Source organism: Grimontia celer (genome assembly GCF_900055185.1).
In the GTDB taxonomy this organism is placed as follows: Bacteria; Pseudomonadota; Gammaproteobacteria; order Enterobacterales; family Vibrionaceae; genus Enterovibrio; species Enterovibrio celer.
In genome coordinates this window covers 156,465-181,148 of sequence record NZ_FIZX01000002.1, presented here as the reverse complement: position 1 = coordinate 181,148, position 24,684 = coordinate 156,465, and the positions used below count along the sequence as shown (strand labels likewise).

The following is a 24,684-nucleotide window of genomic DNA, read 5'->3' as shown; positions in this document are numbered from 1 at the left end:
AATGGATTACACGAAGCGGAAATCCTGAGCACTCAAATCGGCAACCTCGACGTCTCTCAACGTTAAAGATGCGTTTTCATTGAATTCAAAGGTGGTATTCCCGCGATATTCCGTTGCGAAGGAGAGCAGTGCGTCAAAGCTGTCTGCAAAGTTACTGGCGATTTCGATTTTGTCGGCCAGCTCGTCGGTGTCTGCTGCGGCAGCCGATCCGGAAACAAAGTCCATCAACAGTGTGCCGCCGGTAAAAGAGGTGCCAATGGCAAAGGTATCACTGCCTTCCCCACCAAAGAGGAGGTTGAACCCTTCGTTGGCGACCAGTTTGTCGTTGCCTTCACCGCCGACCAGGATGTCGCTGCCGCCACTGGAAACCAGCAGGTCATTACCTTTAGCGCCAGAGATGGTGTTGTCGCCCATGCTGTCGTAGACGACGTCATCGCCGTCAGTGGCAATCAGGTTTTCAACATTGGCGATAGTGCCTTCTTTCACGAACTGTCCGGTACGGTCGTACGCATAGTGGTACTTGCCATCCTCAAAAGAGAGCCAACGAACTCTACTGGCATGGTTTGAAGTAAGCGTATACTCTTCCTCCTCGAGGTTTACATATAGTGACGCGAAGCCGAAGTCGCTCTCACTTTTGGAGTCAGAAATCGTTTTAGTGTTTTTTCCATCTTTAACTTCGTAGCTGTAGCTTCCATAGTAATTCACGCGATAAACAGAGTCTGAACCGGAAAGGTCAACCGTATCCACCCCTTCACCACCATCGATAGTATCCATACCTTCAGCGGAGAGATTGACAATGATTTTGTCGTTGCCATTGCCGCCAAGCAATGTGTCCCAACCGTCACCACTGATTAGCGTGTCGTTACCATCAGCACCGGAGAGGTAATCATTGCCGTCTTCACCGTTGAACACATCGTCCCATTGAGAGCCGTGGAAAGTGTCGTGGCCATTGGATCCAATTACGCCTTCGACATTTTTTATTGTGTCCCAGTTGTTGAAGTAAACAGTGCGATCCTCAAACTCAAACACTTCTGTTGTATATGAGTCCTTGCCTACATCATCATATTCTTTCTCATTGATGACACCAACCTTAACAAGGTAACTGCCTGCTTTATGAACTAAGTAACTCCCTTCTTCTGCACCGGCAGCTACGGTGACGCCCTTGTTAAGATTATTGTAGGAAACGTAATCGTTTCCTTCGCCACCATCAAAGTAGGACTTAGCCGCAGAGCTATAGAAGATGTCATCTCCGTCGCCCAAATTGGCAGTCACAGAGAACTCAGAGGAAGAAAGGCGATTGTATATCGAGTCTTCGATAACCGCTTCAGTCACCACTCTTTTGGTATCAAGGATGGTATTTCGCGCCCCATCATTGATGATCACTTTGTGCTGATTTACACCAGCGATGGTTGTCTTATATGTATGTTTACCTTCCTGCTCTGTTTGGTAATTTTCGTCAGGTACGTTCAGTAACTTTATGCCCTCAAGCATGTCAACATACTGCGTAACGTCAGAATCATTGTCTTTCGAAATATCGAGAGTGAGCGTGCCATTTGTCGCCTTCACTTGCTCGAAGCCCAGAAGACCGTTCTCATCCCATGATGCTATGTAGTGCTGTTGAGCGTTCAGCGAATCAGGTGAGTCGAGCCAATGGGCAAAGTATTCCTGATGCGCCCCGGCAGCCGTGCTATCAAAAGTATCTAGGCTGACAAATTCGTCGATATGCTCATTGTTTTCCAGGAAGGTCTTAATGCCCGGTGTCGCTTTGTTATAGAAGTATCGTGCTCTTGCTTCGAGAGCCTGCTCAAAGTAAGCATCAACCGATCCATACTGTTCAACAATCTCTTGCAAATCTGCATCGCGCATGGCCTCTTCAACAATTCCCTTCAACCAAGGGATCACATTGTAGAAAGGAATAATGCCGAGCCACGCCTTCTCAACCAGAAGCTGCGCCACTTGCATATCACCATCAAACAAGATGCCGTCGGCATTGTTTTCCAGCGTCTCGTACTCTCCCAGCTTCGCCAACTCAGCTTTGGTCTTGTAAGCATCCACAATATTGACGATAGAGGTCGCGCCGACGCCCAAGATGCCTAATGGCGTTACCAGCAAGAAGGCATCAATGGTGCCGGCAATTTTCTGCTCAATCGACAGGTCGCCGTTTGCCCACAAGGTGGCAATGTGAGTAGTGATAATCACCGCAGAAGCCAACACGCCCACCCCCGCAGCAGCTGCACTCAGCACAGCGGCAACAGGCGCCATGACGGCAGAGAATGACGCTACGGTTGCTGCAAGGGCTGCCACCCCAGACGCCGCTTGCAAGCCGCCTGATACGGCCAGCAACGCATTACCAACCAAGCCGCCCACACCTGCAATGAAATCTGATGCTTCCTCACCTTCAATCAGTGTGGCCAACGAAGCAGCGGCACCGACCAAACCCGCGACCACCTGCAAGGTGCCAGCAACAATATTGATTGCTCCACCGGAATACGTTCCCCAAGCGCCCGTTGAAACGCCAAACGTTGATAGGGTTGCGCCGGTTGGAATAGCTTCCGTGATCGAGTTCAGTGAATAGAAAACACCACTGAGCCCCTGAAGTACGCCAGATATATCATCCGAATGGAAAATTTGATGAATGTAGGAAGGCAGCAGAACGGCACCTGCTGCACCTTTAAATTTGGTGAGTACATTGAGGTAAATCGCGTTGATTTGCGCAGGCGTAAACGTCGAGGTCACTTTCCCATCTGCGTCTGTCTTGATCAAACCAACTTTCAGCGTGTTATAGATGTTCATAAACGAAGAAATGGTTTTGGCACGTGCAAATCGCGCATGCAAATCCAAGTCTTCCAAAGAATCGTTGTAGTTGAAAATCTCTTCAATGAATTGCAGCTGTTCTGGTAGCTCTATCGAATAGGTTTCCTGAAGGTTTTCATAGAAGACAAATTCGAGCATGTATTCATTCAGTTCTTCCTGTGGCAGCACGGTCACGTTGGTGTTCGTTTCATAGTGCTCCATCATGTATGACTGAAAATCATCCTGATAGAAATTAATAAACTCATTCAGTGCTGCATCTCTTTCTTCATCAGTCAGCGTGGCGTCAAATGCCGCCCGGAGTAACTGAGAAGCTTGAGTGAACGTAGCATCCTCCTGATTATTCGTTGCAGTCGTCGTGTTTGCATAATCAACGGTCATTACTTTTCTCCGAAGTAGTGTTGTTTGCTGTAAGGGGTTTTTTACGCAGATTTATATTCCGCATAAACCTTGGATCTTATTGTTGTTATCGATTACACGACGAGATGCTGGTCGAAAACTCGACCGCACGCAAATTAGAAAAAACTTATTGAAAGTGAATATATATTCAACATGATCTTGAATAATTCAATATGAAACCTTGTCTGGTTATTTAGATGAGAGAGACATCTCAATTGATATATCCATGCACCTAAACCCACAAACTTACTATGGAAACGTTAACAAACTTGCAACATCTTGGTCTTACCAGTAGATCACTCTACAGATTTACAAGAAAGCTAGACATTAAGGCTAAACAATCGAACAATGGTCAATTTTTAACCATTCACAATTAGTGAATGCGGGATGAATTTGCGTTCCCCTCAAACCATTACGATTTTGGTTATAAAACATTCCGTTTTCTTATATTGGAGACGATTTATTGTGCTAAATGGAAGAAACGCTTACAGGGTAATACGTTATTATGTACATCTATTTGCACTAAGAGGGTGCATCTATTTCGGGCCTAAATTTGCCGCGCCCAATCAGGTGTTACGCCGGCTTGTAGATGTTTCCAGAATGCATAGCGTTTTATCGGTGTAAATAATAAATGACATCCAGATATGGAGGATTAGGTATACGAGCCTACTGGTAATGCAAAGCCCAAAGAGCAAGATAGGCAAATAAAAGTCTTACTCTGTATGACTTTTGGTTTCCTATATCGAGACTCTTTTCAACAAGCTGGCATCGAAGCTCACAGCTTTTAAAGTGAAAACATCTGATGCGAATTGACTCTATGGAGCCGGCATGTTTTTCACGAAACGATTCTTTCCCTATTTTCTTACTCAGTGCCTAGGCGCACTGAATGACAACATCTACAAGAACATTCTGTTGTTGATGGTGACCTACAGCTTTATTGATTCACTTCCTGTTTCGGTCGATCTCTTCGTTAACCTTGCTGCCGGTCTTTTCATTCTGCCTTTCTTCCTGTTTTCTGCGCATGCAGGCGCGATCGCCGACAATATGGATAAAGCCAAACTCATTCAGCGTTTGAAACTGGCAGAGCTCGCCATTATGGGCTGCGCCGCTGCAGCCATCTTGACGCAAAATGCCTTGCTGATGTTGGCCCTACTCTTTATGACAGGAACCCAATCGGCCTACTTCGGACCGGTTAAGTACGCTCTTTTACCTCAGGCTCTGAAGGCCAATGAACTGGTAAAAGGCAATGCCTGGGTCGAAATAGGTACTTTCCTCTCTATCCTTATTGGTACGCTCAGTGCAGGTCTGCTGCTCGCCATGCCAAGCGGGACATTTATTGCAGCGTGTCTGGTAGTCTCGCTGTCATTGATTGGCTTTTTGAGTAGCGTGAACATTCCATCTTTGCCCGTTTCCAATCCGGAGAAAGTGTATTTCTCTCCGATTTCAGGCATGAAGAACACACTCAAAGTCGCCAAAAAACAACGCGGGATTTGGATGTCGATTCTCGCCATCAGTTGGTTCTGGTTTATGGGTGCAACCTATCTGACGCAGTTCCCGAACTTTGCCCGTGAACACCTGCATGCGGACAGTACCGTGGTTTCGCTGCTGCTTGCCCTGTTCTCTATCGGTATTGCCGCAGGTTCTTTTCTCTGTGAAAAGCTGTCTTTCAACAATGTGGAACTGGGCATTCTTCCTTTCGGTATTCTTGGCCTGACACTGTTCAGCGCTGATTTACTTTGGGCAGTTCCTTCCGTTGAATCTTTCCACGAGCAGTTTTATGGCGTGCAAAGCTTCATCGCTCAACCAAGCCATCTGCGCGTAATGTTTGATCTCTTTATGGTGGGTGTCAGTGGAGGCGTGTTTATTGTTCCGCTGTATGCATTTATTCAGTCACGCGCTAAAGACGGTGAGTGCGCTCGTTCTATCGCAGCAAACAACATTATGAATGCGTTATTTATGGTGGCCTCGGCACTGGTTTCTATCTTGGTATTGAGCGTATTGGATTTATCAATTGTTGAGCTGTTTGCACTAATGGCGGTAGGGAACTTCATCGTGGCGGTTTACGTTTACCGTCAGGTGCCTGAGTTCACCCAACGTTTCATCAGTTACTTGCTGAGCCACTGCCTGTACCGCGTTTCGGTCAATGGCCGCCAGCATATACCAGAGCAAGGCGCAGCCTTGATTGTCGCCAACCATGTCAGCTATGTCGATGCACTGCTCTTGATGGGAACATCAACCCGCCCGGTACGTTTTGTGATGGATAAATCCATCAGTGAAATGCCAATACTGAAATACGTTTTCCGTCATGCGGGTGTCATTCCTATCTGCTCACCACGCAAGTGCGAGAAGACCTACAAGGCTGCATTTGAAACCATCGAGCAGGCACTAAACAACGGCGAAGTCGTCTGTATTTTCCCAGAAGGCCGCTTAACCTCTGATGGTGAACTTGGTGAATTCAGACCTGGCGTGGAGAAAATCCTCGCTCAATCACCGGTTCCGGTCATCCCAATGGCATTGAAAGGGTTGTGGGGTTCATTCTTCAGTCATAAAAACGGCCATGCACTAACGACCCGCCCAAGACGGTTTTGGTCAAAGATTGAAGTGAATATCGGTGAGCTCTTAAAACCGAACGCATTAAACCGTCACTTGCTGCAAAAGGAAGTACAGAGTTTGCTGATATAGGAACAAAAAATGCCACCCTGTTGAGATGGCATTTTTCATATTTACACAGCTGCAGGCATCGCCTGAACACGAAACAGTTTGCGGCAACGCTCCAAGAAAGAGCCATACACCACACCCAGCAAGCCGGAAAGCAGGGCATTTGAAGCGACGGCTGTTGCGATTTGGCTTGGTTCAGCGCCAACGGTAAACAAAATGGCTGCATACACTGGAGACTGGAACGCCACATAAGCGACAAAGTCTGCTGCGCGCTTCATTGTTTTGGTCGAAGATAAACGTTGCGAGAACTTTTGCACATTGTCGCGGAATACACCGTAAGGCCAGGCAATCAAGATATTGACTGGAATCGACAACAGTCGCGAAGCCAAAGATTGTTCGAAAGACATACCAGACACGAAGATCTCGACCATCATGCCAGTGACGAAGCAGAAAACGACCATGGCAAACATATCAGCCACGACGCTGCGAACGCGGTTAGCGCCACCCATTTACTCACCCCAAAATCGCTAAATCAAAACGGCTAAAACAGCCAAAAATTCAATAAAAAAACGGGGTGGAGAAGTGCCGTTCACGCCGACGTTTTCACCACCGTTATATCGGCTATTAGAACAAAACTCTGTTGGATTTAGGCGCTATATTTAAAATTAAAACCAGTGTTTTATTCTAATTAACAAGATATAAATAGCTCATATGACCACAACAAATCTGGCACATGTCAAGCCCATTTGATCACCATCTAGTCTGGCTTTCGTGAGAGGTCTCTGGCCATGATCAGCGCCAGACCAAGTATCTGGAGGAAAAGGGCAAGGTTTCGGTAGTTAGAGATACTACTCACAATTTCACGATAGGAGTCTGCTAACTGCAGGTTATCGAGATATAGCGTGTCTATCTTGTTTCGCAGAAGATCTTGCTGCTGGTCAATACCAAGCATGATTTTGTTGATGTTGGCCATATCGAGGGGTGTGTCTGTCATATCAGAAAACGGTGAAAGCAGTTGGCTAACGAGCATCTTAGATAATTCTCTACCCTCTTCTTGGGTGGTAAGTATGATGAGCAACGTTTCCCTTCGGCGCTCTAGGGCATCGACTTGCTGCCAGGTCAATTGAATAAGCTGATTGTTGCTGCTCTGGGTTTCTTCGACCACCGCCGCTTTCTCTCCCAAGCCATCAATCACAAAGTTGGTCATCAGCGCGGCGATCACATTCATGACCAGTCCTGTCGCAACAATCACCCAAGTAGGCAGTCCTATTTGCACCTTGTTACTCCCTCAACACAACGCTAACGCTCTGCCTTCATGTATAGCGCAAAAACAATGCGTTAGGGGTCTCACTTATACCTAATGACCAGAGAAATTCGCTAGAAATGAAAAAGGCCAGCGTATCGCTGACCTTTCGCGTTGGATTTAAATAGCGCTTACGCGCTTTGCGCTACCGGCATGACTTGAGCCAGTTTGAGATAAGAATGCAGTTCGCCGTTTTTGTACTCGATGGCGGAGTGAATGTTCACTGATTTATTGGCAATGACACGGCTGCGGTAGGTGTTGTCATTTTTTACGATTTCCAAATCGAGCACACCTTGTTCCAGTTTCCACCAACCTTTGGTTGGTAGGCGGTTGAACAGGGTAAATTCTTCAAGGGTACCGTCTTCATTGAGCAGCAGCTCGGTGACATAACCTGCGCTGCAGGTTTTTATCCAACGCTGGCCTCTCACTTCAGACGCTGAGAAGGAACGCTTGCTGGACATCCAGTCAAAAAGAGCGATGGCATCGACATCTGACACATCGGGAAGTTGTTCAATATTCAGCATGGCTGCGGTGCCAGATTCACGCAGAAAAAGCTGTAAGTACGAGCTGTTTACCTGTTTTTGCATCTCTTACGTCACTGTCATTCCTTGAAAAAGATGAAGATAACCGCAAGCTAAGTCGTCTTCATCCCTCTTTTTGTAGGAATGTTAACCAGCGCCGAAAACAGGCCGGAATCTGATAGTCCATGTTTGATAATGAGGCGTTAATTCAGGAACCAATATCACTAAATGAAAGGGGAATTGCGCTGAATCAAAAATGAGCAATGTATCTCACTGGAGAGGCACTGTTGTGTGAACTATCTTTAAAACGAGTGGGTTCACTATCAGGTGAGGATTATGCGCTATCTCGTTGTTAAATCAATAATTATAACTTCTGCTCTGATATCTGGGTTTGCCTTTGCTGCAAAAGATCAGTTGGGTGAAGTGGTTACAGAAAGAAACGAATCAATCTGCAAGCAGAAGTTCACACAAGAGCTGTTTACACAACAGCGTATTTTCAGCTCTGATCGCAATGGCTCTGATAAACGCCGTATCGCAGAACGAAAAATCGAAGCTGCTCGCCAAAAATACAATGATACGGCAAGCTTTTGTGATGCATACGACGAGCTACTCACTTTCAATCCAGAAACGCTGGATCGCCGCCCTGGTGACGCACAATTCGATTAGTGACTCTTTACCAGCGGTACCAGTCGAAGTTAGACAATTAACACAAGCCACTGATAAAGTGGCTTGAAATATTTCTAATCGACAGGTGCTGCCATGTTCGCTTTCCCTAAATCTCCTACCTCAAAACCACTTCGAGCGCTTGTCGCTGCGTCTGTTTTCGGATTTGCTTTGGCAGGCTGTTCAGGTGATGAGGTTGGTGATGTCAGTTTGGGTTTGTTCACAACCAAAGACATCAAAATTCAGATCTTTAACGACCCAGAAGTGCCCGGCGTCACTTGTCACATCAGCCATGTGAAAGCAGACCTCGATTTTTCTGATCCGTCAGATATGGGAATCTCATGCCGCCAGACGGGTGAAATCACCCCAGAAATGATTGCCAACGTCGACCGTTCAAAGTCCGGTGAAGTGGTGTTCACAGCATCGAAAAGCATTTTGTTCAAATCGATGAAAATCCGCAGAATCTTTGATTCTAAAAACCAAACCTTGATGTACCTTTCTTACTCGACCAAAGAGACACAAGGGAGCCATAAACACAGTCTATCAACGGTTCCACTGTGGGGTACAAAAGCATGGCAAGCACCTACAGAAGATAAATAAAACTCTGTTTGCTCACCGTTCGTTGCAAGGTTGTTGACGAAGGGTGAGCACTTTCGCTTTTCAGCACGGTAGACTGCGCTCGTAACGTCCAACAATGTAAGTCACATATCCAACCTTGAATACTCCCGCAATTACGATGGTCACTATGTGAGCGATGGTTTGATGAAAAATTGAAAAATTGTCGGCAAATGGGAAGCTAATGAGTAAAGAGCTCACCATTATCAAGCCAGACATAATCATCAACATGCCACCGACCTGCGTGACTTTTTTGAAGTTAATGCCTCGTTCATTTCCAGATTGGTTTACTACTTCCATAACCTTTCCTCTTAAAGATGCATTTTAAATACACTTTAAATGGTAGGACCTCTCCCGTCAAACTAATGCGAATGATTTTCACTCACCACCAGGTCTGTTTGCTTTCTTGTTTTGGTATAAACGTTGGGTTTGGCGAAATACGCCGTTAAAATACCGCGTCACATTTAACAGAGTAATTACCATGACCGCTTTTCCCTCCAAAAACCTCGTCGAGCAACAAACCACAGAATGGCTCGAGAAAGTCGTCATTGGCTTAAACCTCTGCCCTTTTGCCGCCAAACCGCAGCGTAATAAGCAAATCAAGGTTGCCGTATGTGAAGGTCAGGATGATCAGGAAGTGATGGAAAGCATCATCACAGAATTAACCTTGCTGGAAAAAAGTGAAGTGGCGGATTTAGAAACCACCATTGTGGTCACTCCGAATCACTTTCTGGACTTTGATGACTACAACCAGTTTTTGGATGTCGCAGATATGCTGATCGATCAGTTTGGCTGGCGAGGTATTTATCAAATCGCGAGTTTCCACCCGGATTATTGTTTTGCAGATGTCGAACCTGAAGATGACAGCAACCTGACCAACCGTTCGCCGTTTCCGATGTTTCATCTGATTCGAGAGGCCAGCATTGAGAAAGCGCTGAAGTACTATGGTGGGGACGCGGAAGATATCCCTCAAATCAATATCGACCGCGTTTGCAATTTGTCAGCTGAAGAGAGAAAAGCGCTGTTTCCTTATCTGTTTAAGGCGCTTTAAGCTACCTTCACACAACTAAACTCTGCTAGCACTTGATCCGATAAGGTCAGTGTCAACGCATCACCGTCAGCGAGTTTGCCCACGCCTTTTGGTGTGCCTGTCAGAACAATATCACCCGGTGCCAGCGTAAAGTACTGGGTGAGATGACAGATCAAATCGACCACAGGGTTAATCATCAAACTGGTGTCACCGCGCTGGGTTGGCTTGCCATTGATGTCTAAACCGTAAGTTGTAGCGGAAAGATCGAAGCCCTCAAGTGGTACAAACGGACTTTGCACGCAGCTGCCATCAAAAGCTTTTGCCAGCTCCCAGGGTAAGCCTTTCTCTTTCAGTTTGCTTTGAGCTTCTCGGCGCGTGAGGTCCAGCGCAACCCCAACACCAACAATCGCGTCCAACACTTCTTCTGGTTTTGCCTTGGTCAGTGGCTTGCTAATTAACACTGATAACTCAGCTTCATAATGAATGGGGGCCAGACTCTCACTCAGCGCAAGGGCGGAATCCGTGCCGACAATAGAAGTGGCGGGCTTGATAAACAGCACAGGCTCATCAGGGATAGGGTTATTGAGCTCTTGGACGTGCTCGACATAGTTTCTTCCAATACAAACCGCTTTGCCCGTGGGCAACCCTGCACCCTTTCCGTCAACCCATTGATGTAAGTACATTCCTGACTCCCTGTCTTCCCAAATAACCGTGCCATATTATCAAACATCTTTTGTGATGATGGCGGTTCGATCCAAACTTGTTAATTCTTCTACCATCTTAACCACGATTGGTTAAGTGAGTGTTATATTATCGCGTAATCGCCCGTCTTTTTGGCCTTGAATTTCAGCGGTATTCGGTAACACGGACGAGTCAGTAAGTCATATAAAAGGATAAAATATGAACCTTGATTACTTTGCGCTGGGGCTACTGGTTTTTGTCGCACTAGTCATTTTTTACGGCATCATTGTCATTCATGACATCCCCTATGAAATAGCCAAGAAGAGAAATCATCCCCACCAAGACGCTATCCATCATGCTGGTTGGGTCAGCCTTTTCACCCTTCACGCCCTTTGGCCGTTTCTCTGGATTTGGGCAACGCTGTGGCGTCACGACCGGGGCTGGGGTATGAATGCACTCGAACATAATCAGGAAGCGCTACAGAGTGAATTCAATGCCATGAAGGAACGCATTGCAATACTTGAGAAAAAGCTCGAAGACAAAGAACAACAGGCATCTACACCTTCAAACGGCGATACTGACGGGGAGACGAAATAATGGATTTGCTCCTCATTCTTACCTACACCGCGCTATGCGTTGCTGTCTTCAAGATTTTCCGTATCCCTCTGAACAAATGGACGGTTCCCACAGCAGTATTGGGCGGCATTGTGTTGATAGGTACGCTTATCCTTCTGATGAACTACAACCACCCCCACACAGCGCTCGGCGGTAATGTGTATGTGACCACGCCGATTGTACCGAACGTGCGTGGACAGGTTGTTGATGTGCCGGTACAGGCTAATCAGCCACTCAAGCAAGGCGACATCCTGTTTAAGATTGATCAGACCCGCTTCAAAGCCCGGGTGATGGAAGCCAAAGCAGCCCTTCAGGATGCGCAGCAATCTGTCCTCGGCCGCGAAGCGTCTTACGCCACAGCCAAAGCCAACACACTCAAAGCGCTGGCTGAACGTGATCGCACCAAGAAAGAGTATGAACGCTACCAAAAAGGTGCCAAACGGGGCGCGTTTACCGCATCAGATGTCGACAACAAACGTCAAATTTATCTGGCAGCAGAAGCTTCCTTAGAAGCGGCGGAAGCAGAAGAAGATCGCCAACTACTCAGCCTGACTTCTCAGGTAAACGGCGTTGATACCACGGTAGCGAAAGCACAAGCCGCACTTGAGCAGGCACAATTTGATTTAGACAGCACCATTGTCCGCGCACCAACTGATGGGTATGTCACGCAAGTCACCCTGCGTCCAGGTATGATGGCGGTACCGATGCCGCTAAGACCTGTAATGACCTTTGTGAACGAAGACCGTACCCGATACGTTGGCGCATTCCGTCAAAATAGTCTTCTGCGCCTCAAACCTGGCTTTGAAGCGGAATTCATTTTCCGTGCTCTGCCAGGGCAAACATTCCAAGGAAAAGTCGTTGAAGTACTACCTGCAATTGCAGAAGGTCAAATCCAGGCTCAGGGTATGCTGGTAGGTGACAAGATGTTCAATAATCAGGGTCGTGCTTTGGTGGTGTTGGAAATGACTGACGATATTTCTGAACATAACCTGCCAAACGGAACCAATGTTGAAATCGCCGTTTATTCAGATAGCTTCCATCATGTGTCTATTATGCGCAAAGTCCTCATTCGCATGAAAAGCTGGCAGAACTACCTGTATCTGGACCATTAATCCCTCCCCAATCCGGCTCAACCTGTAGGTTGAGCCGGAGCACATTTCCCTACTTCTGCTGAGCTGTATCACTTCTAATAAAACAAGATCTTAGATGGATTTTTCTCCCTTTTCGCGACAATTGATAAGACCTAGCTAGCAATTTATCAAATGGCATGTTGTTGGATTTGCTGGTCAGGTTAACGCTTAATGTATCGGCATTGATGTGAAACCAATTGAACGAAAAAGCATGAATTCCTTTGACTTTGATGTCCCTGTTTCTTGCGTGATTTTTGACTGTGACGGCACCTTGGTCGACAGCGAAGTGCTGTCCCAGATGGCGATTGTCGAGATTTTCTCAAATTACGGCGTGAAACTGGATTTGCAGGAATGTCTTGATAACTTTCAGGGTGGCAAACTGGCGGATGTACTCATTCAGACGTGCGAGCGCTATAACCTGAAAATCTCCATTGATGAATTGGAACACCTTTACCGTAATAAATGTTCGGAATTGTTCTCAGACCATCTCGATCCTGTGGATGGGGTTCCTGAACTGCTTGATAACCTGAAAGATGTCGGCATCGACATGTGCGTCGCGTCCAACGGACCGGTCAATAAGATGGAAATGTCTCTGGAAATGACGGGATTACTACACCATTTCCGTGATCATCTTTACAGCGCTTTTGATGCCAACAGTTGGAAGCCTGCTCCCGATCTTCTCCACTACGCTGCCATGAATATGGCTGCGCTCACTCAAGAATGTTTGTTCATTGATGACACGCTTCTGGGCGTTGAAGCGGGTATTAACGCGGGAATGCGTACTGTCTATTTCAACCCCGGAAACAAAGAGAACGTCGACCATCCCCTAGTCATATCAGTTGGCTCGATGAAAGAATTGCAGGCGTTGATGGAACGCCTGCCTCTGTCTGACTGTTGGGCATGATCACGCCACTTGCGTAATGAGAATCCCGTTTTCAATCATCTTATCCAGAATGTCTGCCCCTGAGCCACCGCTGATACCCAACACATCTTGGCTGAGTTCATCCAACGATTTATTATCAAAAACAATCACCTGATCGTTCTCGTCACCTTCACTGGCGATGGTGAGTGTGGCTTTCCCTGCGTCATCAACCAAGGACACCAGATAATCATCGAGATTCTCGTTATTCACACCATCCAGTAAGTCGGAAAGATCGAGCACATCGGTCGTCACGTCAAAGTCAGTGAGGGTGTCAGTGGCCAGTGTATCTGCATCACCTCGCAAGAATCTGAAGATATCGGAGCCTTCTCCACCAGTGAGCATGTCGTCACCAGCACCACCAACCAACAGATCATCGCCAAGACCGCCATCGAGAATGTCTGCTCCCGCATTGCCCATCAGTGTATCGGCTTCATTTCGACCCACCAGCAGGTTAGCGTCTTCATCCCCTGTCAGTTCGGTGGTATTGATCAAAGCACTCAAATCTGTGTTGGTATTGTCATCGATACGGATATCCAGCACGCTTTGGATGCGAAGACCACTCTCATTCAGCAGTGTGTAATTGAAAGATTCCAGCACATCATCACTCGGCACATCGGTCATTAGCTGATAAACGTAGTGACCCTTGTTATGGCTTCCATCATCTTCTCCATAGATAGTCAGAGAGCCGTGTTGGGTCTCAATGATCATCACGCCTTCCGATGCGTTGTATGTCGCTCCCTCAAACTGAACAGATTCAAACGTCCAAGTCCCACTTAAGGTATCGTTGTTAAACAAGTTACCTTCCGCAATGTGTGCATCAGAAACTTCACCACTGAGTCCTGCCGTTTGGACGGTGGCAATATCACCAGCGACACGCAAGGTGTCATCGTAGCTGATGGTCAGTTGTGCCTGAGCGCTGTTGCTGTCTGAGTCCGCAAGTGTGTAAGTAAAGACTTCGTCTGCCACTGTATTTGAAGCCAACTCTGCTGTTACGGTTTCCACATTCAGGTTTTCTGCATCGAGCGCGATATATCTGAATGTCGTATCCGCAGGTGCGGAGACCGTCAGCGCGGCACCTGTATAGGTGCTGGAACCGCTACCAACAACATTGCCGGACACATCGTAAAGGTACCAATCCACAACCTCATTGTTTGCCAGTCCGCTGACGGTAAATGTCACCTCGTCAACTTGATCTCCGAAACCATAAATGGAGGCGTGGTAATCACCGCCTGTGGCTGAGGTGTCGAAAGTGAACATGTCAGCTGTAAGGTCATCTTTATCAACACCATTGAGCGTCAGAGTGTCCGAACCAACGGTGATAACTGTGTTACCACCTACCTGCTCAATCGCCAGCTCCGCGAAGGTATCAATTCCCGAAGTATTCTTGATAATAATGACGTCATTGTTGAGATCGAAGTCTGTGACAGTATCGTTCCCCGACTCAAAAACCACGGTGTCAGCACCTTTACCGAGTGTGAGCTCATCATCACCGGCTCCACCTATTAAGCGGTCATCGCCCCGACCACCATCAAGCGTGTCATTGTCTTCCCCGCCATAAAGATGGTCTTCAGCGTTGTCTCCTGTGAGATTATCGTCGCCTGCCTCACCATAAATCTCATCTACACCATTGCCACCAGTAACTGTATCGTTGCCCGACCCCGCATAAACAACATCGGCACCATTTCCGGCATTGATTGTGTCATCGCCATCCGTGCCAAGAATGGCACCATCCGGGATTGCATCATTGTCATCTTCCTGGTTACCTTCATCGGATGGGTTATATACCTCATCCAAATCCAGCCCATTAGATGCATCACCACTCAAGAACACTGCGCTTGTCAGATTGTTACCGTAGAAAGTCACGCCATTAGCGCTGCCAAAGGCGGTATTCAATTCGCTGGCATAGAATTCTGTCTGGACGGAAGAGGTAAAGGTGTAATCGCCGTTTGACGAAACAGTCAGTTGCCCTGAATCAGCATTAATCGTAACGCTACCATTAGTCAGGGCATAATCCACGCCGTCATAAGCCACTTGTGTTACGTTGACGGAAGATGGTGACGCCAGCGTATCCGCACCATTCCCTTCACCATTTCTCCCCGAAATCACATTGCCCGAAGCGGTCGCTAAAGCAGCAACCTCATCGTTGTCATTAGTTGCCACAATGTCATCAATGCGGGTAACGGAGACACTCACATTCTCTGTGTCGATGTTCGTTCCGTCGCTGGCCTCGACGGTAAAAGACATAGATGTTAGCGGCGATGCAGCGCTATCACTGTTGATTGCAGCCACGCCTGCAGCCGTCAACAGAACCTGGTTTCCGCTCAACGTGAAATAGTTATTGTCGTTGTTGCTCAGGCTATATGTCACGGCGTTTTCGTCAGCATCGGTTGCGGTCAGGGTAGCGACCACATCATTCTCTGATACCGACTCTTCTGTCAGGTCATTGACGGAAACACTCAGCACTGGGTCGTTATCATTTACGCGGGTCACCGACACATTTGCATCGTCGCTGCTTGTGCGGGAACCATCAGATGCTGTCACGGTAAAATTGATGGCAGTAATTTCTGCGCCATCATCGTTGATGGCTGCCACCCCTGCGGCGGTGAGTTGTACTTCGTTGCCATCAATCGTCACCCAATCTGCATGGGTACCTGAGATGCTGTAAGTCAGGGTATCTTCGTCCGCATCAGATGCGGAAATCGTCGCAACCACCGCCCCAACCGATACGGACTCTTCTGTCACACCGACTTCCGTCAGGGTGATCACCGGATCGTTGTCGTTCACTCGGGTCACCGACACACTCGCATCATCACTGCCAGTGCGGGAGCCATCAGATGCTGTCACGGTAAAGTTGATGGCGGTAATTTCTGCGCCATCATCGTTGATGGCTGCCACACCCGCGGCGGTGAGTTGTATTTCGTTGCCATCGATCGTCACCCAATCTGCATGGGTGCCTGAGATGCTGTAAGTCAGGGTATCTTCGTCTGCATCAGATGCGGAAATCGTCGCAACCACCGCCCCAACCGATACGGACTCTTCTGTCACACCGACTTCCGTCAGGGTGATCACCGGATCGTTGTCGTTCACTCGGGTCACCGACACACTCGCATCATCACTGCCTGTGCGGGCACCATCAGACGCTGTCACGGTAAAATTGATGGCAGTGATTTCTGCGCCATCATCGTTGATGGCTGCCACACCCGCGGCGGTGAGTTTTACTTCATCACCAGAAATAGTTACCCAATCTGCATGGGTACCGGAGATGCTGTAAGTCAGGGTATTTTCATCTGCATCAGACGCGGAAATCGTCGCAACCACGGTTCCCACCGATACGGACTCTTCCGTCACACCGACTTCCGTCAGGGTGATCACCGGATCGTTATCGTTCACTCGAGTCACCGACACGCTCGCATCATCTCTGCCTGTGCGGGAACCATCAGATGCTGTCACGGTAAAGTTGATGGCAGTGATTTCTGCGCCATCATCGTTGATGGCAGCCACCCCTGCGGCGGTGAGTTGTACTTCGTTGCCATCAATCGTCACCCAATCTGCATGGGTGCCCGAGAGGCTGAAGGTCACCGCATCCCCGTCTAGGTCTGACGCCGATATTGTCGCGACTACATCACCAACAGACACGGACTCTTCCATCACATCCGTTTCGTTAAGCGTGATGACAGGAGCGTTGTCGTTCACACGCGCTATGGTGACATCGTCACTGGCTACGACGTTAAATTTGCCGTCAGATGCCTGCACAGAAATGGGTAAACTGGAAACCGCATCTACGCCATCTTCATTAATGGCAGCCACACCATCTGCGGTCAGGTAGATTTCAGATCCATCCAGTCTGAAATAGCCATCTTGGTTGTTTAACAGCGTTAAAGAGATTTCATCTCCATCACCATCAGACGCTGAGATAGTAGCCACCAGCGTTGATTCAGACACTGATTGCTCGGTCAGGTCTTCAACTGAAAGCGAAAGGGTTGGCGGAGTATCGTTGTCGCGCCCAACGAGGAAAGAACCTGAGCCATTGGAGACGTTCTCACCGTCGCTCGCCTGCACTGAAACGGTCAGAGACTGAATATCCAATCCGTCGTCCTGAACGGCTGCAACGCCAGCAGTGGTCAGAGTGACCTGGCTGTTGGAAAGTGAAAAGTACCCGTCACTGTTGTTCGTCAACGTTAGCGAAACCGGATCGCCATCTGCATCTGAAGTTGTCACCGTTGCAACAACCTGACCAACGCTTGCTGTGCTTTCAGAAATGTCGCTGGTCGAAATAGAAACAGTTGGGCCATTGTCATTGATTCTGTCCACGACCATAGTGTCTGAGGCACTGGCCTGGAAATCGCCATCAAAGACCGTCAGGAATATATCGAGAGACTCGATATCCAGAACATCATTATTAATAGCATTGACGCCAGCCGCCGTTAAGAGAACCTCGCCGTCTCCCAATGAAAAGTAGCCGTTGTCATTATCGGTCAACGAATAACTCAGATCGTTGCCATCAGCGTCCGACGCAGAAAATGTCGCAACAACCATGCCTTCAGTCACTGACTCTTCCACCACATCAACTGCTTCCAATGTCAATGTGGGAACATTGTCATTCACCTTATTTATTGAAAGAACGCCGGACGCCTGTTCACTCAATTCACCGTCATCGGCTTCGACAACAATTGACATACTTTCCAAGCCAAGAGCATCGTCATTAATCGCATCAACACCGACTTGAGTTAGCACGACATCATCATCTTGTATGCGGAAATAGCCTTCTTCGTTGTTCAACAGGTTCACTGATACCGAATCATCATTGGCATCATTGGTCGTAATGGATGCTACCACCTGGCCTTCTGTGACTGATTGTTCCGTTACCGTCAGCATGGAAAGGGACACAGAAGGCGCTTGATTGGAATCCGAAGGTTCTGGCTCAGATCCTGGCTCGGAAGGTGTAGGCGTGATCGGGGGCGTCGCCGCCGTTTCTGGAGTCTCCGACGCTGCGTTTAGCTGTTCAAAGAAAAAGCGCTGGAGTGAAGAAATAGAATTCAGCTGAAAGGTGGTAAGGCTATTGGCGTTGAGGTTTTCGAGATTGTCACCTTCCTCACCGTCCTCCAATAACTCTGTAAGGCTTGGGCGGGCACCAGAACCGTCTGCAACAATCACATTGCCCGCAGCGAAGAAAGTCGAAGAACTGCTCGCTTCGCCCGAAGCCGGGTCTGCGTTTTCACTGGGATCTTCACCCTCTTCCACGCCCCGCCGCGCGGCGTTAACATCATCGTCATTGTCTGGTGGAGTTTCAAAGCGAAAGCCACTGTTGGCATTCACCTGAATTTCCCTTTCACCGTTTTCTTTCAGAACCGCAATGCTGCCGTTTTCTGTCACCAATACTTCTTCCGGTTTCAGTTCTGCGTATTGTTCTGCTGCCCTTACGCTACCATCCGGTGCAAATATCAATGCGTTACCGTCCAGTTGCGTAATGATCATTTTGCCAGCCATGCCACTGTCCTCGTACTCGTTCCAACGGCTTCCTGCTCGTTTGAAGCGGGTCAATTTTGTGCTAGACGCACCTTTCCACTACTAACTGTAGTGCATATATCTCACTACTGAGACGGGTGATCTTGGTTCAAAATTAGTGCTTTTGGAGGAAGAGAAGCGAGGAAAACCGGAGATGATCGGCACAGCTCATTGATAAAGAAAGAAAAAAGGGACGCTCCAGCGTCCCTTTTTCAATAAAAACATCAATTATGGCAAGGTCTTAAGGCTTTGCTCATAATCGTCAAATTTTTGCATGACTGTGTTTTCCGCGCCGCCTGTCATCTTGCTTACAGCAATGATGGCAACACCTGCCAGGATAAAGCCAGGGACGATTTCATACAGATCAAAGATACCGCCAGTCAGTTGCTTCCAAACTACAACCGTCACACCACCGACGATAACGCCAGCCAAAGCACCATTGCGGTTCATGTCTTTCCAGAACAGGCTCAGCAGCAATGCAGGACCGAAAGCAGCACCAAAGCCAGCCCACGCATAGGAAACCAGACCCAATACAGAGCTTTCTGGGTTCATCGCCAGTGCCAATGCAATGATGGAAATACCCACTACTGCAAAACGCCCCACCATCACAACTTCTTTGGTTGACGCATCTGGACGGAAAACCTGCTTGTAGAAATCTTCAGCCAGTGCAGATGAAGACACCAGCAACTGGGAGTCCGCTGTACTCATCACCGCCGCCAGAATAGCCGCCAGCAGGATACCCGCAATCACAGGGTGGAACGCTGCGTTTACCAAGTACATGAAGATGGTTTCACCATCGGCCAGTTCACCGCCAAGGTGTTGGTCAACATACAGGATACCCACCAGGCCAATCAGGATTGCACCTGCCATAGAGACAGCACTCCAACCCACGGCGATACGGCGTGCTGTAGTGATGTCTGCATTGGTTCGGGTAGCTTGGAAGCGCGCCAGAATATGCGGCTGACCAAAGTAACCCAGACCCCAAGCCACCAGCGACAAGATAGCCACAGCTGTCAACGGTTGGCCACTCACATCTTGCCACAATGTTAGAAGCTCAGGATTCTTCGCTTCCAGTGCTGCAGGCAAGTCTGAGAAAGAGCCATCCAGCGTCGCGATAGGCACAATCATCAGTGCTGCCGCCATCAGCAGCCCTTGCACCAGGTCCGTCCAAGATACCGCAAGGAAGCCACCAAACAGGGTGTAAGACACAACACAGACGGTACCGATGACCACTGCTGTGGTGTACTCAAGGCCAAAGACCGTCTCAAACAGTTTACCGCCTGCTACCAAGCCAGAGCTGGTGTAGAAAAGGAAAAACAGCAAGATAAAGAAGGCAGATATGGTCTGCAGCAGTTTCGAATTATCTTCAAAACGGCGAGACAGGAATTCAGGGATAGTCAGTGCGTTGTCGACTTCGATACTGTAAGTACGAAGACGCTTGGCACAGATTAGCCAGTTTAAGTAAGTACCCGCTAACAAACCACCAGCAAGCCACAGCGATTCGATACCTGCAGCGTAGGCATAGCCCGGCAGACCCAGAAGCAGCCAACCACTCATATCAGACGCACCGGCTGACAGCGCTGCAGGCCAAGGGCCAAGAGAACGTCCGCCAAGGAAGTAGTCTTCAGAGTTTGACGTGCGCTTGTAAGCGTATACGCCGATTGCGAGCATAAGAATCAGGTACACGATAAACGTGGCGCTGATTGCAAAGCTGTTTTCAATCATGTTTTTTCCCTCAATAACAAGGCACAACAGTGGGAAGCTAAAAACTTCTAGTGCCTAATTCCGATTGGTGAAAACCGTCAGCAACAGAAACCCCAAGGCCTCTGCTTTGCCAGCAGAGTACCTGGGACATCTTCACATCGGGTTACTTGGGTTTAATGTTCGCCACTACCAAGTTCCAGCAGGGTGGCATTGCCCCCTACCGCAGTGACGTTTATGGTTCTCGTCCGCTCGGTTATAAAGCGGAGTAGATAGGTTGGCGAAGCGATAAGAGGTAATTGGGTTGCGTTGTCTTCAGCGACAAACTGCACCAACACACCATCTCGAGCTGCCAGTTTTCGGTTCATAGCAATCAAGGTTGCTGAATTCGCCACCGCGGCCACACCACAAATCGGTGCAGAGACAATGACATCTTCCGTTGTTTCGCCATCAAGCAGTGAAACAAGTCGGTTTGGTACACTGGCTTTCACCAAATCGCCAATCAGCGCCTCAGCTTCATGTTTCAACGATGCTGGTACTGACAACAGCGCGCAATTACCTGCAACCAACGCGGCCGTCAATTGGCCTGCCAACGCAACAACAGACAAAGACTCATCGCCTGTCACCAGAAACAGTCCACGGCCCGCTGTATAGAGCTCGTTGGTTTCACCCGTTGGACCAGGCATATCATGGACAGGTGCAATCAGAGCTTCTGCCTGATTAAGGTGGAAGCGAATGAGGTCTGCTGCAGGCTTAAAATCACCGCCACGTTGCCCTACATTGTCCGCCCAGTTGCTGAGCAGCAACACACGCTCCAGTACACCCAGATTATTCCACTCTTCCCAAACAGCTTGGCTCTGCGCCGCCAGCGTCGATACTTCATTCATTGCTTGCGTTCCTATTACCTTGCTCATGCCACAACCTCCTCTTTCGTGAAGCGATAGAGATAGTGAGGTCCACCTGCTTTTGGCCCAGTTCCTGACAAGCCTTGTCCACCAAATGGCTGCACGCCGACCACCGCACCAACCTGATCGCGGTTGATGTAGCAGTTACCGACTTTGGCGCGGGATTCAATGTAGCGGTAAGTGCTTTCGTTGCGGCTATGAACACCTAACGTCAAGCCAAAGCCTGCGTTGTTGATGTCATCAATCACGCTGTCGAGTTCGTCAGCGTGGTATCGCACCACGTGTAAGATTGGGCCAAAGTGCTCTTCTGAAAGCATTGAGATACTCTCGATTTCAAACGCCACAGGTGCAATATAAGTGCCCACGCGGGTTTCGCTTTTCATTGGGGCTTTGGCAATGAATTTGCTGGTTTTGAACAATTCGTTGATGTGGTTCTGCAGCTTCGCCTGAGCCGTTTCATCGATCACAGGGCCAACATCGGTCGAGTGAAGGTAAGGTAAGCCAATACGCATTTCCGCCATGGCACCTTTGATAAGATCAATCACACGATCTGCCACATCCTGCTGCACATAAAGCACGCGAAGGGCTGAACAGCGCTGGCCTGCAGAAGCAAAAGCAGAGCGAAGTACATCGCGTACCACTTGCTCAGGCAGCGCAGTACTGTCGACCAACATGGCATTCTGACCGCCCGTTTCTGCAATAAACGGCACCGGCAAGGCGTCGCGGGAAGCAAGCGTCTGGTTAATGCGCTGCGCTGTCGGGGTTGAACCAGTGAAGGCAACACCTGCGATGCTGTCATCCCCCGTCAATACACTGCCGATTTCTGCGCCGCTACCCGGCAACAGATGGATCACTCCGGCAGGAATACCTGTTTCCAAGAGCAGCTCAATGGTACGGAACGCAATCAGTGATGTTTGCTCAGCCGGTTTGGCAACAACGGTATTGCCCGTTACCAAGGCAGCTGAGATTTGACCAATAAAGATCGCGAGTGGGAAATTCCACGGGCTGATGCAGGTAAACACCCCACGGCCTTCACTTCGCAAAGTGACAGACTGGCCATCGAAACGGGTGAAAGATTGCAAGTCGCCTTCAATCTTCTCCGCCTGAATCGGGTAGTAACGGAGGAAGTCCACCGCCTCACGCACTTCATCAATGCTGTCGTGAATAGTCTTGCCCGCTTCACGGTGACAAAGTGCCACCAGCTCACCCAAATTCTCTTCAAGCAAGTCAGCCAGCTTAAGTAAGTACTCACCTCTTTCTTTGGCAGAAAGTGCTCGCCAGCTATCGACATTGGCTGCGGCGACATTCAGCGCTTCTTTGGCTTGCTCTGGAGTCGACCAGTTAATGCTGCCCACTTTCAGGCGGTGATCGTAAGGTGTGACCACTGTGTGAGCACCACCTGTCAGGCATTCGCCATTGATGATAGGCCCCGCCTTCCAATGGGTATCCATAAATGCCTGAACTTTGACATCATAAGCTTTCCATTCACTTTCAATGTCGATCGCAACACCTTTCGAGTTCTGGCGTGATTCGCCAAAAATCTCAGAAGGCTGAGGAATGCGCGCATTATGCAATGTTGGACGTGACGTCAAAGTATCAACCGGATGTTGAGTCAAATCAGACACCGGACATGCCGCGTCGACCAAACGGTGCACAAACGAGCTGTTGGCACCATTTTCCAGCAGACGGCGAACCAGATACGGCAGCAGATCTTTATGGCTGCCCACCGGCGCGTAAATACGTACAGACTGACCAAACATTTCTTTGGCATGGAAGTAAAGTGCATCCCCCATACCATGCAAACGCTGGAACTCATAGTTGTCATGCTGGGCCATGGCTTTCACTGCCGCTACGGTTTGCGCATTGTGGCTGGCAAACTGCGGATAGATAAGCCCATTCACATGCTCAGAAAGCAGGAAACGCGCGCAGGCAAGATAGGCCACGTCGGTACCTTCTTTTCTGGTATAAACAGGATAGCCCGGCAAGCCTGCCTGTTGAGCCAGTTTGATTTCACTGTCCCAGTAAGCGCCTTTTACCAGTCGCATTGGGATCACGGTGCCGTGCTCTTTAGCCAACGCCGCCAGCCAGGTGATGACAGGTAATGCACGCTTGGAGTAAGCCTGAACCACCAGACCAAACTGGCCCCAACCTTTAATATCTTCGTGAGTGAAAAGTTTTTCAAAAAGCTTCAGTGACAGTTCGAGACGATCCGCTTCTTCCGCATCAATGGTGATCGCCACACCCAACTCCCGGGCGCGCTTCAGGAGGCGAAGCACAGTCTCCGCCATTTCGCCCATCACGCGGTCTTCATTCGCCACTTCATATCGCGGATGCAAAGCAGACAGTTTGATGGAAACAGAAGGTGATGGTCCATTGCCTACAGACAATTGCTGGGAAACAGTTTCAATCGCCACCATGTAATCATTAAAGTACTTTTGCGCGTCCTGAGTAGTAAGCGCAGCCTCACCCAACATATCAAACGAGTAAGAAAAGCCTCTCTGGCGCAGTGGTTTACCGTTTTCCAGTGCTTCGTTGATTGAACGGCCGAGGACAAACTGGTGACCCATGACTTTCATGGCTTGATGCATCGCCTGACGAATCACAGGCTCAGACATCTTGTTAACCAGACGATTGAGTACCTTTCCTGCACCGCCTTCTTTGCGCTCATCGATGGTGACAACTTTACCGGTGAGCATTAGTCCCCAGGTCGAAGCATTCACAAACAGGGATTCTGAATTTTTAAGATGGGCTTTCCAGTCTGCCACGCCCAGCTTGTCACGGATCAAGGCATCAGCGGTTTTCGCATCCGGCACACGCATCAATGCTTCTGCCAGACACATCAGCAAAATGCCTTCACGGGTATCCAGACTGTATTCGAGAAGAAGTGCATCAATCATCTGCACGGCCGTTTTATCCGCACGCACACGCTCAATCAGATCTGCCGCTTGGGCTTCCGTCTGTTTTCGCTCTTCATTAGAAGGTGTTGCAAGTGGGAGCAGTGATGCAAGCAACTCACTTTCATCGACACAATAGTGCGAAGAAATATGAGGCCATAGCGCGGAAGCGGGTTGCTCAAGGTAACTTGGCACCAGCACATCGGTCGCTTTTAACATAAGCAGATTCCTCTCTCCATCAACCACGAGGCAGTGGCATATGTTACTAATATGTTAGATTAAAGACCGATTCTAGGTATGCGGTGCCGGTGAGTCTTTCAAAATTCTGCGG

17 protein-coding genes are annotated in these 24,684 nt (G+C 48.7%); 7 read left to right on the top strand and 10 right to left on the bottom strand.

The features are described from left to right. Positions 1-6: 6 nt before the first annotated feature. Positions 7-3,192 carry a hypothetical protein gene (locus GCE9029_RS11080; RefSeq protein WP_062663336.1) on the bottom strand — a complete coding sequence of 1,062 codons (3,186 nt, stop codon included), beginning with the start codon at positions 3,190-3,192 and terminating at the stop codon, positions 7-9. Positions 3,193-4,038: 846 nt separating this feature from the next. Between GCE9029_RS11080 and GCE9029_RS11075 the strand changes: the two genes are divergently transcribed. Further along, positions 4,039-5,892, top strand: a complete 1,854-nt coding sequence (locus GCE9029_RS11075; protein ID WP_062663335.1) for an MFS transporter — start codon at positions 4,039-4,041, stop codon at positions 5,890-5,892. Positions 5,893-5,933: 41 nt separating this feature from the next. Here GCE9029_RS11075 and GCE9029_RS11070 read toward each other — a convergent pair whose 3' ends face one another. From GCE9029_RS11070 to GCE9029_RS11060, 3 genes are all read right to left on the bottom strand, one after another. Beyond that, on the bottom strand, positions 5,934-6,377 hold the full coding sequence (locus tag GCE9029_RS11070; RefSeq protein WP_062663334.1) for an L-alanine exporter AlaE: 444 nt from the start codon (positions 6,375-6,377) through the stop codon (positions 5,934-5,936). A 248-nt stretch (positions 6,378-6,625) separates the two neighbouring features. Further along, a complete protein-coding gene (locus GCE9029_RS11065; protein ID WP_062663333.1) occupies positions 6,626-7,144 on the bottom strand; it encodes a hypothetical protein in 519 nt (172 codons plus the stop codon). A gap of 158 nt (positions 7,145-7,302) precedes the next feature. Next, complete coding sequence (locus GCE9029_RS11060; protein WP_062663332.1) at positions 7,303-7,758, bottom strand: hypothetical protein; 456 nt, start codon at positions 7,756-7,758, stop codon at positions 7,303-7,305. A 270-nt stretch (positions 7,759-8,028) separates the two neighbouring features. On the opposite strand from GCE9029_RS11060, the gene GCE9029_RS11055 reads away from it, so the two are divergent. Next, a complete protein-coding gene (locus tag GCE9029_RS11055; protein ID WP_062663331.1) occupies positions 8,029-8,358 on the top strand; it encodes a hypothetical protein in 330 nt (109 codons plus the stop codon). Positions 8,359-8,451: 93 nt separating this feature from the next. After that, a complete protein-coding gene (locus GCE9029_RS11050) occupies positions 8,452-8,955 on the top strand; it encodes a CreA family protein (RefSeq protein ID WP_062663330.1) in 504 nt (167 codons plus the stop codon). Between the two features lie 60 nt (positions 8,956-9,015). On the opposite strand, the gene GCE9029_RS11045 is transcribed toward GCE9029_RS11050, so the two are convergent. Continuing rightward, on the bottom strand, positions 9,016-9,270 hold the full coding sequence (locus GCE9029_RS11045; RefSeq protein ID WP_062663329.1) for a hypothetical protein: 255 nt from the start codon (positions 9,268-9,270) through the stop codon (positions 9,016-9,018). A 181-nt stretch (positions 9,271-9,451) separates the two neighbouring features. Here GCE9029_RS11045 and GCE9029_RS11040 point away from each other — a divergent pair, with 181 nt between their 5' ends. After that, entirely contained in the window at positions 9,452-10,021 is a 570-nt protein-coding gene (locus GCE9029_RS11040; RefSeq protein WP_062663328.1) for a DUF1415 domain-containing protein, read from the top strand. Here the strand turns inward: GCE9029_RS11040 and GCE9029_RS11035 are convergent. Beyond that, on the bottom strand, positions 10,018-10,683 hold the full coding sequence (locus tag GCE9029_RS11035) for a fumarylacetoacetate hydrolase family protein (protein WP_062663327.1): 666 nt from the start codon (positions 10,681-10,683) through the stop codon (positions 10,018-10,020). The genes GCE9029_RS11040 and GCE9029_RS11035 overlap by 4 nt on opposite strands. Positions 10,684-10,900: 217 nt before the next feature. Here GCE9029_RS11035 and GCE9029_RS11030 point away from each other — a divergent pair, with 217 nt between their 5' ends. The 3 genes from GCE9029_RS11030 (at position 10,901) to yieH (ending at position 13,330) form a co-directional block, all read left to right on the top strand. After that, positions 10,901-11,278, top strand: coding sequence for a DUF3302 domain-containing protein (locus tag GCE9029_RS11030; protein WP_062663326.1), 378 nt, complete (start codon positions 10,901-10,903; stop codon positions 11,276-11,278). Further along, the gene (locus tag GCE9029_RS11025) at positions 11,278-12,408 is read left to right on the top strand and encodes an HlyD family secretion protein (RefSeq protein ID WP_062663325.1); all 1,131 of its coding nucleotides are present in this window, start codon (positions 11,278-11,280) and stop codon (positions 12,406-12,408) included. Before GCE9029_RS11030 ends, GCE9029_RS11025 begins: the two co-directional genes overlap by 1 nt. Positions 12,409-12,637: 229 nt before the next feature. Then, positions 12,638-13,330 carry a 6-phosphogluconate phosphatase gene (gene yieH / locus GCE9029_RS11020; protein ID WP_062663324.1) on the top strand — a complete coding sequence of 231 codons (693 nt, stop codon included), beginning with the start codon at positions 12,638-12,640 and terminating at the stop codon, positions 13,328-13,330. On the opposite strand, the gene GCE9029_RS11015 is transcribed toward yieH, so the two are convergent. From GCE9029_RS11015 to putA, 4 genes are all read right to left on the bottom strand, one after another. After that, positions 13,331-18,835 (bottom strand): calcium-binding protein, encoded by a 5,505-nt coding sequence (locus GCE9029_RS11015; protein ID WP_062663323.1) that lies wholly within the window; start codon positions 18,833-18,835, stop codon positions 13,331-13,333. A 246-nt stretch (positions 18,836-19,081) separates the two neighbouring features. Then, complete coding sequence (gene putP / locus GCE9029_RS11010) at positions 19,082-20,578, bottom strand: sodium/proline symporter PutP (protein ID WP_062663322.1); 1,497 nt, start codon at positions 20,576-20,578, stop codon at positions 19,082-19,084. 152 nt (positions 20,579-20,730) lie between these two features. Further along, a complete protein-coding gene (locus GCE9029_RS11005; RefSeq protein WP_062663321.1) occupies positions 20,731-21,468 on the bottom strand; it encodes a hypothetical protein in 738 nt (245 codons plus the stop codon). Continuing rightward, entirely contained in the window at positions 21,465-24,572 is a 3,108-nt protein-coding gene (gene putA, locus GCE9029_RS11000; RefSeq protein ID WP_062663320.1) for a bifunctional proline dehydrogenase/L-glutamate gamma-semialdehyde dehydrogenase PutA, read from the bottom strand. The genes GCE9029_RS11005 and putA overlap by 4 nt, the downstream gene beginning before the upstream one ends. Positions 24,573-24,684: the final 112 nt, after the last annotated feature.

Coding starts and splice junctions, on each gene's coding strand:
- GCE9029_RS11080 (WP_062663336.1), bottom strand. CDS start 3,192: ATGACCGTTGATTATGCAAACACGACGACTGCAACGAATAATCAGGAG.
- GCE9029_RS11075 (WP_062663335.1), top strand. CDS start 4,039: ATGTTTTTCACGAAACGATTCTTTCCCTATTTTCTTACTCAGTGCCTA.
- GCE9029_RS11070 (WP_062663334.1), bottom strand. CDS start 6,377: ATGGGTGGCGCTAACCGCGTTCGCAGCGTCGTGGCTGATATGTTTGCC.
- GCE9029_RS11060 (WP_062663332.1), bottom strand. CDS start 7,758: ATGCAAAAACAGGTAAACAGCTCGTACTTACAGCTTTTTCTGCGTGAA.
- GCE9029_RS11055 (WP_062663331.1), top strand. CDS start 8,029: ATGCGCTATCTCGTTGTTAAATCAATAATTATAACTTCTGCTCTGATA.
- GCE9029_RS11050 (WP_062663330.1), top strand. CDS start 8,452: ATGTTCGCTTTCCCTAAATCTCCTACCTCAAAACCACTTCGAGCGCTT.
- GCE9029_RS11045 (WP_062663329.1), bottom strand. CDS start 9,270: ATGGAAGTAGTAAACCAATCTGGAAATGAACGAGGCATTAACTTCAAA.
- GCE9029_RS11040 (WP_062663328.1), top strand. CDS start 9,452: ATGACCGCTTTTCCCTCCAAAAACCTCGTCGAGCAACAAACCACAGAA.
- GCE9029_RS11035 (WP_062663327.1), bottom strand. CDS start 10,683: ATGTACTTACATCAATGGGTTGACGGAAAGGGTGCAGGGTTGCCCACG.
- GCE9029_RS11030 (WP_062663326.1), top strand. CDS start 10,901: ATGAACCTTGATTACTTTGCGCTGGGGCTACTGGTTTTTGTCGCACTA.
- GCE9029_RS11025 (WP_062663325.1), top strand. CDS start 11,278: ATGGATTTGCTCCTCATTCTTACCTACACCGCGCTATGCGTTGCTGTC.
- yieH (WP_062663324.1), top strand. CDS start 12,638: ATGAATTCCTTTGACTTTGATGTCCCTGTTTCTTGCGTGATTTTTGAC.
- GCE9029_RS11015 (WP_062663323.1), bottom strand. CDS start 18,835: ATGGCTGGCAAAATGATCATTACGCAACTGGACGGTAACGCATTGATA.
- putP (WP_062663322.1), bottom strand. CDS start 20,578: ATGATTGAAAACAGCTTTGCAATCAGCGCCACGTTTATCGTGTACCTG.
- GCE9029_RS11005 (WP_062663321.1), bottom strand. CDS start 21,468: ATGAGCAAGGTAATAGGAACGCAAGCAATGAATGAAGTATCGACGCTG.
- putA (WP_062663320.1), bottom strand. CDS start 24,572: ATGTTAAAAGCGACCGATGTGCTGGTGCCAAGTTACCTTGAGCAACCC.